This window comes from Streptomyces sp. NPDC005648, from assembly GCF_040605395.1.
Classification (GTDB): Bacteria; Actinomycetota; Actinomycetes; order Streptomycetales; family Streptomycetaceae; genus Streptomyces.
Genome location: NZ_JBEXCS010000018.1, coordinates 34,853 through 50,332 on the forward strand (window position 1 = coordinate 34,853; position 15,480 = coordinate 50,332).

Below are 15,480 nucleotides of genomic sequence, written 5' to 3' on the forward strand. Positions count from 1 at the left end.
GAACTTACCGATGGAAATTCAAAAATGCATGGCCGGATGGGGTTACGTACGGGTCGGCCTTGTGTTATCGCGCGGGCGTGAGCAAAGGGGTGAAGGGGCGGCGAAAGGGCCCGTTTTGTGTGGGAATTACCGCGCAAAACGGGCTCGATGTGTAACGCGTCACAGCCGTGTAACCCTCACGAGATCTGCTCGAATTACCCCCGACGGCGTTCGCGAAATCTTTGCGTTTAGGTTCTGATGAAGCGGGCAGAAGACAACGGGAAGCTGCTTCGAATGGAAATTGATGAATTACGCCGTATTCAGGATCCGGTAACCCCGTCGATACGCTCGCGCAGGATATCCGCGTGGCCGTTGTGCCGGGCGTACTCCTCGATCATGTGAATCAGCACCCAGCGCAGACTCACATCGATCCCGGCCATGAATCCGTCACTGATCCGGCCGATGTAGTCCAGCGACCGCCCTGCGCACAGCTCCCGCCCCCGGGCGACCTCCCGCCGCCACACGTCCAGCGCCTCGTCGAGCCCGCGCGCCGGATCGAGGACGTACCCGTTGCCCTCCCCGTACACCGGTGGCACGTCCAGCCCCGCCACCACCCGCTGGAACCAGTTCCGCTCGACCTCGGCGAGATGCTGCACCAGGCCGAGCAGGGTCAGGGCCGACGGCTCCGCCGAGGCCAACCGCACCTGGGCGTCGTCCAGTTCCCTGCACTTCAGCTCCAGCGTGGCCCGATGGAAGTCGAGCCAGCTGTCGAGCATGGGCCGCTCCTCGCCGGTGAGGTGGGGGACGGTGCGGCCGTCGGGCAGGGTGTGGGGTGTGTTGGTGGTCATGCGGGGAGCATGGCACGCCCCTCCGACACCGACGCTGTCAGTGGCTCCGAACCTCCGCCAGCGCGGTGCCGAGCGCCGTCAGACACGCCTCCACCACGTCCACCCGCGCGTCGGCCCCGTAGTGGTTCACCCGGATCATCTCCTTGGCCAGCGCGCCCCCACCCGCCGCCAACGGCAGCCCGGGACCGGCCGCCAGCGCCCGCTCCACCACCTCCGACGCCACCACCCCCGCCGGCACCCGCAGGGTCGTGGCGACCGGCGCCGCCTCCCGCTCCTCGTACACGTACGGCTCAAGGCCTCCGCCCAGAGCCACCGCCCCCGCCCGAGCCGCCGCCGCGGCCGCCGCGTGCCGGGCCGTCACCGTGTCCAGTCCCACGGCCTCGATCCGCTCCAGGCATGCCTCCAGTGCCAGCATCTCCAGCTGCGCGGGCGCGTGCGGCAGCGTCTTCCGGCCGCCGTCGACCCACCGCTCCTTCCAGTCCAGAAGGGAGAGGTACGACCGCCTCGGCGCGCCCGGATTGGCTGCCATCCGCGCCCACGCCCGCTCGCTCACCGACACCGCCGACACACCCGCCGGCCCGCCCATCGCCTTCTGCGCCCCGATGACGCACAGGTCCACACCCCACGCGTCCGGCACCACCGGCTCGGCCCCGACGGAGGCGACGGCGTCCAGATGGAACAGCGCGCCGTGCCGCCGTACCACCTCCCCGATCTCCGCGACCGGATTGGTGTTCCCGGTCGCCGCCTCCGCGTGCACGAGGGAGACGAAGTCGATCGCCGGGTGCTCGTCGAAGGCCTCCTGGATCTGCTCGGCGCTCACCGCCGTGTGGAACGGCACCGCGAGGTCGACCACCGTCGCCCCGCAGTCGCGCAGCCAGTTCCCGAAGGTCTGCCCGTACGGCCCGGTGATGACGTTCAGCGCGACGGTGCCAGGACCGGCCGCTCCCCGGATCGCCCCCTCCAGCGGCAGCAGCGCCTCACCCTGCATGATCACGACGTCCTGCCGGGTGTCCAGCAAACGGGCGACCCGGTCCTCGATCTCGGCGAAGCGGGCGGCGCTCAGCGGGGCCAGGTCCAGGAACGGGTGTGTCACGGCGGTGCCTTCTTCTCGGTCATGGGGTAGAGGTGACGAGAGTAACCGGCACCCCACCCCCACCCCCGGCCGGCGACTTCGCCCCCCACAGGAGGTTCCCGTGCACACCGTCCCCGGCCGCCGCTCCGGCGCCCCACGCCGTGCCCTGGCCGTCCCCACCGCGATCACCGGCCTGCTGCTCGTGGCCCTCACCGCCTCCGGCTGTACCTCGACCGACAACGGCGGCAGCAAGACCGCCGCCGGCGGGGTCACCCTCGTCAAGGGCGGACAGCTCACCACCTGCACCCACCTTCCGTACCCGCCCTTCCAGTCGGAGATCGACGGCACGGTGCAGGGCTTCGACGTGTCGCTCATCGACCTCGTCGCCAAGGACCTCGGGGTGAAGCAGAAGATCCTCGACACCCCCTTCGAGAACTTCAAGACGGGCGCCTTCCTCAACTCCGGCGAGTGCGACCTGGCCGCGGCCGGTATGACCATCACCGCCGAACGCAAGAAGAACGTCGACTTCTCCGACCCGTACTTCGACGCCACCCAGGCGCTCCTGGTCGACAAGAACAGCGGCATCACCTCGCTGGCCGACGCGAAGGCCAAGAAGGTCAAGCTGGGCGCGCAGGCGCAGACCACCGGTGAGGACTACGCCAAGAAGCAGGGCTTCGACCCGGTGTCCTTCGAGTCCTCCGACGCCGTGCTCAACGGTCTGCGCACCGGACAGGTCAAGGCCGTGATCATCGACTATCCCGTGGTCCAGGGCTGGCTGAAGGACAAGGCCAACGCCGCCGCCTTCCAGCTCGCCGACAACATCAACACCGGTGAGCAGTACGGCTTCACGGTGAAGAAGGGCAACACCAAGCTCCTGGCCGCCATCAACAAGGCGATCAAGAACGCCAAGGCCGACGGCACCTACAAGAAGCTGTACGAGAAGTGGATCGGCCCCTACGACCAGTCCGCCGCGTCCCCCTCCGCCTCATGACCGCGCCGGCGGACACCCGGCTCCAGCCCCGCAAGAAGGGCCTGACGCGCAGTCAGAAGCGCAGTCTGTCGCGCGGTGTCCAGTACGTCGTCTTCGTCGCCGCCGTGATCGCCTTCGCGGTCGCGGCGGACTGGGGGCGGCTGAAGAACCAGTTCGCGCAGGGAAGCATCGCCCGGCAGATGTTCCCGGACGTCATCACGCTCGCCCTGAAGAACACCGTGCTGTACACCCTCTCCGGCTTCGTCGTCGGACTGGCCCTCGGCATGGTGATCGCGCTGATGCGGCTGTCGTCCGTCGGCCCCTACCGCTGGCTGGCCGGCGTCTACATCGAGATCTTCCGCGGACTGCCCGCCCTGCTGATCTTCATCTTCATCGGGGTCGCCGTCCCGCTGGCCTTCCCCGGCACGGAGATCGTCGGCGGCACCTACGGCAAGGTCGCCCTCGCCCTCGGTCTGGTCGCCGCCGCCTACATGGCGGAGACGATCCGCGCCGGCATCCAGGCGGTGCCCAAGGGGCAGATGGAGGCCGCCCGTTCGCTGGGCTTCTCGCCCGCCCGCGCCATGGTCTCCATCATCATCCCGCAGGCCTTCCGCATCATCCTCCCGCCGCTGACCAACGAGTTGGTCCTGCTGTTCAAGGACTCCTCCCTCGTCCTGTTCCTCGGCGTGACGCTGGAGGAGCGTGAACTGTCCAAGTACGGCCGCGACCTGGCCAGCCAGACCGCCAACTCCACGCCGATCCTCGTCGCCGGCCTGTGCTACCTGCTGGTGACCATCCCGCTCGGCTTCGTCGTACGCCGTATGGAGGCGAAGGCCCAGGAGGCCGTGAAATGAGCGAGCAGCCGCATGCCGTGCGTCCGGAGATCCAGGTGCGCGGTCTGCACAAGTCGTTCGGCGACAACGAGGTCCTGCGCGGCATCGACCTGGAGATCGGCCAGGGCGAGGTGGTGTGCGTCATCGGCCCCTCGGGCTCCGGCAAGTCGACGCTGCTGCGGTGCGTGAACCTCCTGGAGGAGCCGACCAAGGGCCAGATCTTCGTCGGCGGCACCGAACTCACCGATCCCGACGTCGACATCGACGCCGTACGCCGCCGTATCGGCATGGTCTTCCAGCAGTTCAACCTCTTCCCGCACCTCACGGTGACCGAGAACCTCACCCTGCCCCAGCGCCGGGTCCTCGGGCGGGACAAGGCGCAGGCCGCCCGGGTGGCCGCCGAGAACCTGGAGCGGGTCGGTCTGTCGGAGAAGGCGGACGCCTACCCCGCCTCCCTCTCCGGCGGCCAGCAGCAGCGCGTGGCGATCGCGCGGTCGTTGTCGATGGGGCCCGAGGTGATGCTCTTCGACGAGCCGACCTCCGCGCTCGACCCCGAACTGGTCGGAGACGTGCTGGCCGTCATGCGGATGCTCGCGCGCGAGGGCATGACCATGATGGTCGTCACCCATGAGATGACCTTCGCCCGCGAGGTCGCCGACCGGGTCGTCTTCATGGACGGCGGAGTCGTCGTCGAGGACGGCCACCCGGACCAGGTCATCAGCCGTCCCGCCCACGCCCGTACCCGCCACTTCCTCTCCCGGCTCCTCGACCCGGCGATGGCCGAGGTGGAGGAGGAGACCTCGGACCAGGTCGGCGACGGCGACTGAGCCCGGCACCCGGAAAAGGAGACATACATTCCGCTGTCGCCCACTCGACCCGAACCGGCATCATTCGGTGCATGACGACTCACGACGACCCGGCCGGCCCCGGAGCCGCCACCCCGCTCACGCCCCTCCCGGAGGACTGGGAGCGATGTCTGGCCGTGGCGGCCCACCCCGACGACATCGAGTACGGCACCGCCTCCGCCGTGGCCCGCTGGACCGCCCAGGGCAAGCGGGTCACGTATCTGCTGGTCACGCGGGGCGAGGCGGGCATCGACGGGGTGCACCCGGACACGGCCGGCCCGCTGCGCGAGACCGAGGAGCGGGCCGGGGCCCGTGAAGTGGGCGTGGACACGGTCGAGTTCCTCGACCACCGGGACGGAGTCGTCGAGTACGGGCCCGCGCTGCGCCGCGACATCGTGCGGTCCATCCGCCGCCACCGCCCGGAGGTTCTGGTGACCGGCGCGTACACCGTGACGATGGTCGCCGGGCTGGTCAACCAGGCCGACCACCGGGTCGTGGGCCTCGCCGCGCTGGACGCGGCGCGTGACGCGGGCAACCGGTGGATCTTCCCGGAACTCGCCGACGAGGGCCTCGAACCCTGGGGCGGGGTCCGCTTCGTCTGCGTCGCCGGCGCCGAGCGGCCCACCCATGGCGTGGACGTCACGGGCGAACCGCTCGAGCGGGGCATCGCCTCCCTGACCGCCCACGCCGAGTACACCAAGGGCCTCGGTGCGCAGGGCTTCGAGCCGCGCCCCTTCCTGACCTGGTCGGCACGCCGTGGCGGCCCCGCTCTCGGCGTCGAGGCCGCCGTCCTCTTCGACGTGCACATGCTGTCCTTCGAAGGCCCGCCGCCCTGGGAGCAGTGACCCGCACGGCGGCTGGTTAAGGTGCAGTCCATGAGCGATCGCACGGTGCTGCACGTGAAGGGCCGCGTCCTGGCCGGCCCCGAGGACGTCCGGGACGAGCTGTGGGTGGTCGACGGCCGGATCTCCTACGACCGTCCCGGCGGCGCCCGTGACGTCCGTACCGTCGAGGGCTGGGCCCTGCCCGGCCTCGTCGACGCCCACTGCCATGTCGGGCTCGGCCCGCACGGGCCGGTCGAGCGGGACGTGGCCGAGAAGCAGGCGCTGACCGACCGGGACGCGGGCACCCTCCTCATCCGCGACGCCGGTTCGCCCTCGGACACCCGCTGGGTCGACGACCGTGAGGACCTCCCGAAGATCATCCGGGCCGGCCGGCACATCGCCCGCACCCGCCGCTACATGCGCGGCTACGCCTGGGAGATCGAGCCGGAGGACCTGGTCGCGTATGTCGCCCAGGAGGCCCGGCGGGGCGACGGCTGGGTCAAGCTGGTCGGCGACTGGATCGACCGCGAGGTGGGCGACCTGACTCCCAGCTGGCCGCGCGAGGCGGTCGGGGCGGCCATCGCCGAGGCCCACCGCCTCGGCGCCCGCGTCACCGCGCACTGCTTCGCCGAGAACTCCCTGGAGGACCTGGTCGAGGCCGGCATCGACTGCGTCGAGCACGCGACCGGTCTGACCGACGACCTGATCCCGCTCTTCGCCGAGCGCGGAGTCGCGATCGTCCCGACCCTCGTCAACATCGCCACCTTCCCGCAGCTCGCGGCGGGCGGCCAGGAGAAGTTCCCCCGGTGGGCGGCCCATATGCGACGCCTCCACGAACGCCGCTACGACACCGTGCGGGGCGCCTACGACGCCGGTGTCCCGGTGTTCGTCGGTACCGACGCCGGCGGCCATCTCGCCCATGGACTGGTGGCCACGGAGGTCGCCGAACTGGTGACCGCGGGAATCCCGCCCGTGGTGGCCCTCTCGGCGACGACCTGGGCCGCACGCACATGGCTCGGGCGGCCGGGCCTGGAGGAGGGGGCGCCGGCCGACCTGATCGTGTACGCGGAGGATCCACGGGCGGACGTACGGGTGTTGGCGGCCCCGCGGCGGGTGGTGCTGAACGGGAGGGTGATCGGCTAGTTGACGCGCCGTGCGCCGTCCTGTGCGCCGTCCTGTGCGCGGTTCGTCAACCGCCGTATTCGGACAGAAGGCGGTCCGGCGGCGAAAGAGTGGAACGCCTGTGCCGACCGATTCGAAAACGTTCACGCGGAACGCACGATGGGGTGAACTGGCGCTGGAATCCCCTCCGTTCACTCGTCGTGCGTAATTCTTGGCGGGTCCCGAGCAAGTCTCCTTGACGGGTCCCCACCTTGAACGGCAAGAACTTCCGTATGCCCGCACGCCGTCTCGCCACCGTCGCGGCGGCCACGGCGCTCGCCGCGGGTCCCGCGGCCCTGGCCGGCGCGGGCGCCGCGCACGCGAGCGGTGAGCAGGGTCGCGCGAGCGCCGTCGTCCTGCGCACCGGGCTCGATGTGTCCCTGCTCAACAAGACCGTGAACGTCCCGCTCGCGGTCTCGCTCAACCAGGTCCAGGCGCCCCGGAGCGCCGAGAAGAGCGCGCTCACCGCCCGGCTGGACGGTGTGGACGGCGGAAAGCCCTTCAGCGTCCTGGACGCCGAGGTCGCCACTGCGAAGGCCACCGTCACCTCCACCGGGGCCGAGGGCTACACCCGCCTCGCCCACGCCAAGCTCCATGTCCCCGGCCTGCCCCTGCTGTCTCTGATCGAGATCGGCCAGGTCACCTCCAGGGCGACCTGCGCTGCGGGCAGAGCACCGGTCGCCGAGTCAGACCTCCTCGGCGCGGTCGACGTCCTCGGCAAGAAGGTCACCGTCACGGCCGGTGGCCCCACCGACGTCGAGGTCCCCGGCATCGGAGAGGTCCGTCTCGACCTCTCCAAGCGGTCGACCACGTCTCGCACGGCCGCCGCCACCGCGCTCGAACTCAGGGTCTCCGTCAACCCGTTGAAGCTCAACGTCGCCGAGGTCGAGGGCACCCTGACCCTGGCCGAGGCGACCTGCGAGGCACCGGCCTCGACACAGGGCGGCCCGAGCAGCGACCCGTCACGTGACTCCGGCGGCGTGAAGGCCCAGGGCGGGCCCGGCAAGGAGGCCGGCCTCGCCGAGACCGGCGCCAGTTCGCTCACGCCGTACCTGGCGGGCGGCGCGATCGCCCTGCTCGCGGCGGGCGGTGGAGCACTGACACTGACCCGCCGCAGCCAACCCTGAAACCACCCCCGACCGCCCCCACACCGGCACGACAACACCAGGGCCCGGCACACACGCGGCCCCGCGCGACCACCGCTCGGCGCATGCGCCGTCTCGCGTGGTTGCGGCTTCGTACCTCGCCGGGCCCCGGGGGCGTCACCGTCTCGCGGCTTCCGGGCTCCGCGCCTGGGCGGTCCGGCGGCGTGACGGCGCGTGTGGAGTCGTCGCCGGGCGCCTTCACGGCTCCGTGCCTTGGCGGTCCGTCGGCGGCACCTCCCGCGCTTCGGCGGTCTGTCGACGTCACGGCCCGGCGCGGTTCCCGCTCCGCGCCTCAGCGAGCCCCCGGCGTCACCGTCTCGCGGCTTCAGGGCTCCGTGCCTTGGCGGTTCGTTGGCGTCGTCGGTCCCCGCGGTCACAGCCCCGTGCCTCGGCGTCATGGCGCGTGTGGAGTCGTCGCCTGGCGCATTTGCCGTCTCGCGTGGTCACTGATCCGTGTCTCAGTGGTCGGTCAGTGTTATCGCCTGGTCGAGGGCCTGGAGGAAGGAGTTGACCGTGGGGCGGTCGCGTACCGCGAGGCGCAGCCAGTCCTGGCCGAGGCCCGGGAAGGTGTCGCCCCGGCGTACCGCGAAGCCCAGGTCCCGGAGATGGCGGCGGACGGCTGTCGCCCTCGGCAGGCGTACGAGGACGAAGGGGGCCTGGGCCGGTTCCACGATGCGGAGTCCGTCCGGGCCGAACTCGCCCAGGCCCGCGACCAGATGGGCCCGGTCGGCCGCGACGCGGTGGGCCGCGTGGGCCGCCTCCGCGAGGGCCTGGGAGCCGACACAGGCCTCGGCGGCGGCGAGCGCCGGGGTGGAGACCGGCCAGAGGGGCTGGGCGCGCTCCAGCTCGGCGATGGTCTCCGGGGAGGCCAGGACATAGCCGATGCGCAGACCGGCGAGTCCCCAGGTCTTGGTCAGACTGCGCAGGACGACCAGGCCGGGCACGTCCGTGCGGCCGGCCAGCGCCTCCCGCTCGCCCGGCACCGCGTCCATGAACGCCTCGTCCACCACCAACGTCCGCCCCGGCCGGGCGAGTCGGACGATGGACTCGGCCGGGTGGAGGACGGACGTCGGGTTCGTCGGGTTGCCGATCACGACGAGGTCGGCGTCCCCGGGAACGGCCGCCGGATCGAGACGGAAACCGTCCTCCTCGCGCAGCAGCACGCGGTCCACCGTGTGACCGGCGTCCCGCAGCGCCGCCTCCGGTTCCGTGAACTGCGGGTGCACCACGACCGGCTGACGGACCTTCAGGGCCCTGGCGAGCAACACGAAGGCCTCCGCCGCACCCGCCGTCAGCAGCACCCGTTCCGCCGGGAGACCGTGCCGGGCGGCCACCGCCGCCCGGGCGGCCCGGCCGTCGGGGTAGGCGGCGAGGCCCGTCAGCGACTCGGCGATGCGGGCCCGCAGCCAGGCCGGCGGTGTGTCCGCGCGGACGTTGACGGCCAGGTCGACCAGCTTCGCGCCGTCGTCACGCACCTCGGCGTCGCCGTGGTGCCGCAGGTCATGGGCGCTTCTGTCAGTGTGCATGGGCGTGTCCGCCGTGGTGGTGGTGCCCGTGGTGGTGATGGTGGCCGTCGTCGTCCGGGTGGAAGTGCGGCTGCTGCGGCAGACCGACCTTGTCCTCGAACCCGGGCAGCGCGATCCGGTACACACACGAGTCGCAGTTCATCCGCAGATCACCCTTCACGGCCTCCTCGTACCGCTCCATCACCAGATCGAGCAGCTCCGGCTCGGGGCCGATGACCTCGGCCGACCGTACCTCGACCTCCGGATGCGCGGCCGCCCAGCCCTCGGTCTGCTGCCTCACCCGGTCCGGCAGGATGCCGGTGAACAGGAAGTAGGGGAGTACGACGATCCGCCGGGCACCCAGCCGCACGCAACGGTCGAGCCCGCTCGGCACGTCCGGCGCCGCGAGCGAGACGAACGCCGTCTCCACACCGGCGTAACCGCGCCCCTCCCACAGCAGCCGCGCCGCCTTGTGCACCTCGGCGTTGGCGTCCGGGTCGGTCGAGCCGCGCCCGACCAGCAGCACGGTCACATCGGCCCGGTCCTCCGGCGTGCGCGGGCCACCACCGAGCGCCTCGTCCAGACGCCGCTCCAGGACGGCGAGCAGGGACGGGTGCGGGCCCAGCGGGCGGCCGTAGGTGTACGAGATCCCGGCGTGCCGTTCCTTCTCGCGGACGAGGGCCGCCGGGATGTCACCCTTGGCGTGCCCGGCGGACACCAGCATCAGCGGTACGGCGGCGAAGCGGCGTACGCCCCGCTCCACCAGCTCCGCGACCGCCTCGCCCAGCGGCGGCGGGGACAGTTCGATGAAGCCGCCCGCGACGGGCAGTTCGGGGTGGCGGCGACCGAGCTCCCGGACGAAGTCGCGGAACGCCTCGGCTCCGGCGTCGTCCCGGGTGCCATGACCGGCGATGAGCAGGGCGGGCGGCGGGGTGGTCACGAGGTCTCCTCAGACGGTGAAGTGGGGTGGTACAGCAGGGCGTTGAGCGCGGCGGAGGCGACCGCCGAACCGCCCTTCTCGGACACGTTGCTCACGGCGGGCAGACCGCTCCCGCGCAGCGCGGCCTTGGACTCGACCGCGCCGACGAAGCCGACGGGCAGGCCGATGACCAGCGCGGGGGAGGCGTCCAGGGTCAGCAACTCCTCAAGGGCGGTGGGCGCGTTGCCGATCACCCAGAGGGCGCCGGGCCCGACCTGCTCGTAGGCGAGACGTATCGCGTGCGCCGAACGGGTCAGCCCCGCCTCGGCCCTGGCGTCCCTGAGACGGCAGACGGTCCTGCGGCGGGTGATCCCGGCCGCGACCATCTCGACGTCCACGACGACGGGCGCCCCGGCGTGCAGCGCGGCGTGCGCCTTCGCCAACTCGCCCTCGTCCATGACGAGATCGTCGGCGTAGCCGAGGTCGGCGGCGGAGTGGATCACCCGCTCCACCACGGCCCGGGTCAGCGGCGGGAAGTGCGAGGTGTCCAGCCGGGCGCGCAGGCGCCGGTAGGACTCCGCTTCGATGGGGTGCACGACCCTGGCCACACCGGTCTCCTGCCCCGCGGCGGATCCGCTCATGACGCGGCCTCCTGCCAGCGGTAGCCGCGCGGCGTCACCATACGCCCCGCGATGTCGCGGGTCGCCGTGTTGCCCACGGTCACGACCGTCATCATGTCGACCGTCGCCGGATCGAGGCCGGCCAGTGTCGTCAGCCGGCTGGACTCGTCCGGCCGGGACGCGTTGCGTACGACTCCGACCGGTGTCGTCGGCTCCCGGTGCCCGGCGAGGATCGCCAGCGCCTTGGGAAGCTGCCAGTCCCGGCCCCGGGAACGGGGGTTGTAGAAGGTGACCACGAGATCCGCCTCGGCCGCGGCCCGCACCCGCCGCTCGATGACCTCCCACGGCGTGTGCAGATCGGAGAGGCTGATGGAGACATGGTCGTGGCCGAGCGGCGCGCCCAGGACGGCGCCCGCGGCGAGCGCCGCCGTCACCCCGGGTACGCCGATCACGTCGATGTCGTCCGAGGCCTCCGCGAGCGCGGGCGAGGCCATGGCGTAGACCCCGGCGTCCCCGCTGCCGATCAGTGCGACGGCCTGTCCGCGCCGCGCCTCGGCGACCGCGGTGCGGGCCCGCTCCTCCTCGGCGCCGAGACCCGACTCCAGGACGCGGGTGCCGGGGCGCAGCAGATCGCGGATCTGGTCGACGTACTGGTCGAGCCCCACGAGCACGGAGGCGCGCCGCAGTTCGGCGGCGGCGCGCGGGGTGAGCAGGTCGCGGGCGCCGGGTCCGAGCCCGACGACCGCGAGCCGGCCGCGCGCGGGACGCCGTACGACGGCGCAGGTCACCATCGCCGGCCGCCCGTCGGCACGCTCCGACTTCCGTTTGGGTACGAGGAGTTCACCGCCGCGGGCGAGGGCGGCGGCCTCGGCGACGGACGGGGTGCCGACCGCGGCGAGGGGCGCGTCGGAGGGGTGGGGCACCTCGACCGACGCCAGTTCCTCGGCGGGGTGGGTGACCAGTGGCACCCCCAGCCGCTCGGCCGCCCCCACGATCCCGGGCTCGTCGGACTTGGCGTCGACGGTGGCGAGTTCGGCGAGGGAGGCGGGGGAGAGGCCGGCGTCACGCAGGGCGGTCCCGACCAGGCCGAGGACCTCCTCGACGGGGGCGCCCCTGGACGCTCCCACGCCGACGACCAGGGACGGCGGCCGGAGCACGACCTCGTGCTCGGCGGGCTCCACGGCACGATCCGACACACGGATGGTGTACGTGCCTTCGGCGGTGACCGGCAGCGGGGGCAGCGGCCAGGCCAACTCGCCCTTCAGCGCGACCGGTTCGCCGTCCAGCAGCGCACGGGAGACCCCCGCGACATCCCCCTCCACGGGGAAGCCGAGCATGTCGAGACCCGGCACCCCCACCGCGTCCGTCGCCGTGGTCACCACCGGCCGCGCCCCCAGCAACTCCCCGACCTCTTCGGCGAGTTCATTGGCGCCGCCCCCGTGTCCGCCGACCAGCGACACGGCGAACCGCCCGCCCTCGTCGACGCACACCACACCCGGGTCGGTCCTCTTGTCCCCCAGCAGCGGCGCCACCAGCCGCACCACCGCCCCCGTGGCCAGGAAGCACACCAGCTGCTCGCACTCCGCGAACGCGGCCCGTACGGCGTCCCCCACAGGACCCTCGTACACCCGCGTACGGTCCGGCCACGCGGCCGCCAGCCGGTCGCGCGCCGCCGCCCCCGCCGAGGTGGCGGAAATCAGGCCGATCACTGAGCAACTCCTTCGTCAGAGGCGGGAGTCCGGACTCCCCACAACAGAAAGACGGGGTTGGTGGCCGCGAGCCGGCTCACATCCCCGGGCAGCGGCGCGAGCCGCGACGACTGCAGCAGCACCCCGTCGCAGCCGAACCCGGCACCCGTCAGCGCCGCGCGCACCGCCGGGACCCGGTCCAGCGCCGCCATGGCGACCACGACCGTCCGCCGGGCGCGATGCGCGCACGCGGTGACGATGCCGGGCAGCTCACGTCCGCCGCCGCCGACGAACACGGCGTCGGGGTCGTCGAGTTCGTCCAGTGCGGCGGGTGCCGAGCCGTGCACGACCTGGACGTCCACGCCGTGGGCGAGGGCGTTGGCACGGATCCGCTCGACGCCGTCGGCCGTCTTCTCCACGGCGGTGACGGCGGCTCCGAAGCGCGCGCACTCCACGGCCACGGATCCGGAGCCCGCCCCGATGTCCCACACCAGCTCACCGAGGCGCGGTCCTAGCCGGGCGAGCGCCAGGGCCCGCACCTCGGACTTGGTGATCATCGAGTCGCGATGGCTGAACTCGGCCTCGTCCAGGGCCCATCGGGCGGGGCCGGCCGACCCACCGGCGACCGTACGCACCCCACCGAGGGCGTGCCGCTCGTCGAGACACAGCACCACGCTGACGTCCGCTCCCCAGTCCCGTTCCGCGGCCTCGGCCGGCGTGACCCGCTCCACACGCTCGTCCTCGGAGTCGAGAGCGGAGGCGACGACGAGCACACGCGCGCCGGGTTCGTCAACCCGTGCGGCCGAGAGCTCCGTGAAGCCCGACGCGGCCCCGCCCTCCGTCCCCCGTGCGGCAAGGTTCCCCGTTCCCCGTGCGGCAAGGTCTTCCGTCCCCCGCGTGGCCAGGTCCGCCGCCCCCCGCGCGGTTCGCAGCAGTGCGGCTCCCAGTTCTGCCGGACCCGCCCCCGGGCCCGTCAGTACCGCCACCTTCGGGCGGGCCCGGCACACGTTCACCGCGGTCCGCAGTTCCCGGCCGTGGGCGCTGACGACCACCGCGTCGTCCCACGGCAGCCCGACCCGGGCGAACGCGGCGGCGACGGACGACACCCCCGCCCGCACCTCCAGCCGCTCCGCCCCGAACCGCTCCGCCAGCGCCCGGACGATCCCGAAGAACCCGGGGTCGCCGGAGGCCAGCACGACCACCCGGCCCTCCTTCTCCAGGTGCCGCTCGACGACGTCCAGCGCCGGGACGAGCGGGCCCAGGACGACCTGCTCGGCGTCCGCCGGTACCGGAGCCGCGGCCAGGTGCCGGCGCCCGCCGACGACCAGCCGCGCCTGCGCCAGGACGTCCCGTACGTCGGCCGGGAGCGGCGCCCCCGTCCCCGTACCGACGACCGTGATCAGGTGATCGCTCATGTGGTCGCCCCTCGCTCGCGCAGCGCCCTGCGGGCCTCGGGGTCGGCCTTGCGGAACCCGTGGAAGTGGCCGGGGTGGTAGAGGTGCGAGCGCGTGCCCTCGGCGTCCAGCGCCGGTCCGACCAGGAAGAGCGTGTGCTTCCAGAGCTTGTGCTCCTTGACCGTCTCCTCCAGCGTGCCGATCGTGCAGCGCACCAGCAGCTCCTCGGGCCAGGTCGCCTGGTAGGCGACGACGACCGGGGTGGAGGTCGGATAGCCGCCCTCCAGCAGCTCCCGGACCAGCTGTCCGCTGCGCGCCGCCGACAGGAAGATCGCCATGGTGGTGCCGTGCCGCGCGAACTCCCGCACCTCCTCCCCGGGCGGCATCGGCGTCTTGCCGCCACCGAGCCGCGTGAGGACGACGGACTGCGCGACCTCGGGAATCGTCAGCTCGCGCCGCGCGAGCGCGGCGACGGCGGAGAAGGCGGAGACGCCCGGGACGACCTCGGTCGGGATCCCGATCCGGGCACAGCGGTCGAGCTGCTCCTGGGTGCCGCCCCACAGGGCGGGGTCCCCGGAGTGGATCCGGGCCACCCTCAGCCCCTCCTCCCGCGCCCGCTCGTAGACGGCGACCACGTCCTCCAGCGACATCGTCGCCGAGTCGAGGATCTCCGCACCCTCGCGCGCGTGGTCGAGGACCTCCGCCTGCACCAGGCTCGCGGCCCAGATGACCACGTCGGCCTCGGCGATGGCCCGCGCGGCACGGAACGTCAGCAGATCGGCGGCGCCGGGGCCGGCACCGACGAAGGTCACCTTGCCGGTGGGGGCATCGGCCATGGAAATCGGTCCTCTCCTGTACAACTCGGGCAAAACGTCTTACGGTCGGGGCCTCAGAGGCCGCACGATGTGCGCGAACGGCCGTTGATCGGATAACAAGTCCCCATGGCGGTCTTCGTCGCGCTCGGCGCGTTCCTGATGACGCTGGCCGGCGGCTGGACGGCACAGCGCGTGACCGACCGTCGCCATCTCGTCCTGGGACTGGCCGGCGGACTGATGCTCGGTGTGGTCGGCCTGGATCTGCTGCCGGAGGCGCTGCAGGCGGCCGGCGACGAGGTCTTCGGCGTACCCGCGGCCCTGCTCCTCTTCGTGGCCGGTTTCCTCCTCGCTCATCTGGTCGAACGGCTGCTCGCCGCCCGTCAGGCCGCGCACGGCGGCGAGGAGACCGACGCCCATGGCCGGGCGCCCGAGGTGGGCATGACGGCGGCGGCCGCGATGGTCGGCCACAGCGCCATGGACGGTGTGGCGATCGGCGCGGCCTTCCAGGTCGGCGGCGGCATGGGCGCGGCGGTCGCGCTGGCCGTCGTGGCGCACGACTTCGCCGACGGCTTCAACACGTACACGATCACCAGCCTGTACGGAAACGCCCGCCGCAAAGCCCTGACCATGCTGTTCGCGGACGCGCTGGCCCCGGTGATCGGCGCCGCGTCGACGGCCTTCGTCACCATCCCGGAGGGCCTGCTCGGCGGCTATCTCGGCCTCTTCGGCGGTGTGCTCCTCTATCTGGCCGCCGCCGAGATCCTCCCCGAGGCCCACCACGAACACCCCGCCCGCTCGACCCTGTTGTGCACGGTCGCGGGCGTGCTGTTCATCTGGCTGGTCGTCGGCCTGGCCGGCTGAT

The 15,480-nt window shown here is 72.4% G+C and carries 15 protein-coding genes; 7 read left to right on the forward strand and 8 right to left on the reverse strand.

Annotated elements, in window-relative coordinates:
- Positions 1-299: 299 nt before the first annotated feature.
- On the reverse strand, positions 300-827 hold the full coding sequence (locus ABZT17_RS13385; protein WP_356347683.1) for a DinB family protein: 528 nt from the start codon (positions 825-827) through the stop codon (positions 300-302).
- Between the two features lie 37 nt (positions 828-864).
- Positions 865-1,920 carry an aminotransferase class V-fold PLP-dependent enzyme gene (locus tag ABZT17_RS13390; RefSeq protein WP_356347686.1) on the reverse strand — a complete coding sequence of 352 codons (1,056 nt, stop codon included), beginning with the start codon at positions 1,918-1,920 and terminating at the stop codon, positions 865-867.
- A gap of 100 nt (positions 1,921-2,020) precedes the next feature.
- Here ABZT17_RS13390 and ABZT17_RS13395 point away from each other — a divergent pair, with 100 nt between their 5' ends.
- The 6 genes from ABZT17_RS13395 (at position 2,021) to ABZT17_RS13420 (ending at position 7,659) form a co-directional block, all read left to right on the forward strand.
- Positions 2,021-2,890, forward strand: a complete 870-nt coding sequence (locus ABZT17_RS13395) for an ABC transporter substrate-binding protein (protein ID WP_356347690.1) — start codon at positions 2,021-2,023, stop codon at positions 2,888-2,890.
- Positions 2,887-3,723, forward strand: a complete 837-nt coding sequence (locus tag ABZT17_RS13400; protein ID WP_356347693.1) for an amino acid ABC transporter permease — start codon at positions 2,887-2,889, stop codon at positions 3,721-3,723. Before ABZT17_RS13395 ends, ABZT17_RS13400 begins: the two co-directional genes overlap by 4 nt.
- Positions 3,720-4,529 carry an amino acid ABC transporter ATP-binding protein gene (locus tag ABZT17_RS13405; RefSeq protein WP_356347695.1) on the forward strand — a complete coding sequence of 270 codons (810 nt, stop codon included), beginning with the start codon at positions 3,720-3,722 and terminating at the stop codon, positions 4,527-4,529. The genes ABZT17_RS13400 and ABZT17_RS13405 overlap by 4 nt, the downstream gene beginning before the upstream one ends.
- 71 nt (positions 4,530-4,600) lie before the next feature.
- Positions 4,601-5,392: a PIG-L deacetylase family protein gene (locus ABZT17_RS13410; protein WP_356347697.1), complete on the forward strand. Its 792-nt coding sequence runs from the start codon at positions 4,601-4,603 to the stop codon at positions 5,390-5,392.
- 30 nt (positions 5,393-5,422) lie between these two features.
- Positions 5,423-6,514, forward strand: a complete 1,092-nt coding sequence (locus ABZT17_RS13415) for an amidohydrolase family protein (RefSeq protein WP_356347699.1) — start codon at positions 5,423-5,425, stop codon at positions 6,512-6,514.
- 230 nt (positions 6,515-6,744) lie between these two features.
- Entirely contained in the window at positions 6,745-7,659 is a 915-nt protein-coding gene (locus ABZT17_RS13420; protein WP_356347701.1) for an SCO1860 family LAETG-anchored protein, read from the forward strand.
- Positions 7,660-8,135: 476 nt separating this feature from the next.
- On the opposite strand, the gene cobC is transcribed toward ABZT17_RS13420, so the two are convergent.
- From cobC to cobM, 6 genes are read right to left on the reverse strand one after another with little or no spacing between them, the layout of a single operon-like run.
- Complete coding sequence (gene cobC, locus ABZT17_RS13425) at positions 8,136-9,203, reverse strand: Rv2231c family pyridoxal phosphate-dependent protein CobC (RefSeq protein WP_356347704.1); 1,068 nt, start codon at positions 9,201-9,203, stop codon at positions 8,136-8,138.
- Positions 9,193-10,122 carry a sirohydrochlorin chelatase gene (locus ABZT17_RS13430; protein WP_356347706.1) on the reverse strand — a complete coding sequence of 310 codons (930 nt, stop codon included), beginning with the start codon at positions 10,120-10,122 and terminating at the stop codon, positions 9,193-9,195. Before ABZT17_RS13430 ends, cobC begins: the two co-directional genes overlap by 11 nt.
- The gene (locus ABZT17_RS13435; protein ID WP_356347871.1) at positions 10,119-10,709 is read right to left on the reverse strand and encodes a precorrin-8X methylmutase; all 591 of its coding nucleotides are present in this window, start codon (positions 10,707-10,709) and stop codon (positions 10,119-10,121) included. The genes ABZT17_RS13430 and ABZT17_RS13435 overlap by 4 nt, the downstream gene beginning before the upstream one ends.
- Before the next feature lie 29 nt (positions 10,710-10,738).
- The gene (cobJ, locus tag ABZT17_RS13440; RefSeq protein ID WP_356347708.1) at positions 10,739-12,430 is read right to left on the reverse strand and encodes a precorrin-3B C(17)-methyltransferase; all 1,692 of its coding nucleotides are present in this window, start codon (positions 12,428-12,430) and stop codon (positions 10,739-10,741) included.
- Entirely contained in the window at positions 12,427-13,812 is a 1,386-nt protein-coding gene (cbiE, locus tag ABZT17_RS13445) for a precorrin-6y C5,15-methyltransferase (decarboxylating) subunit CbiE (RefSeq protein ID WP_356347873.1), read from the reverse strand. Before cbiE ends, cobJ begins: the two co-directional genes overlap by 4 nt.
- Positions 13,813-13,820: 8 nt before the next feature.
- Positions 13,821-14,639, reverse strand: coding sequence for a precorrin-4 C(11)-methyltransferase (gene cobM, locus ABZT17_RS13450; RefSeq protein WP_356347712.1), 819 nt, complete (start codon positions 14,637-14,639; stop codon positions 13,821-13,823).
- Between the two features lie 105 nt (positions 14,640-14,744).
- Here cobM and ABZT17_RS13455 point away from each other — a divergent pair, with 105 nt between their 5' ends.
- Complete coding sequence (locus ABZT17_RS13455; protein ID WP_356347715.1) at positions 14,745-15,479, forward strand: ZIP family metal transporter; 735 nt, start codon at positions 14,745-14,747, stop codon at positions 15,477-15,479.
- The last annotated feature ends 1 nt before the right edge of the window (position 15,480 follow it).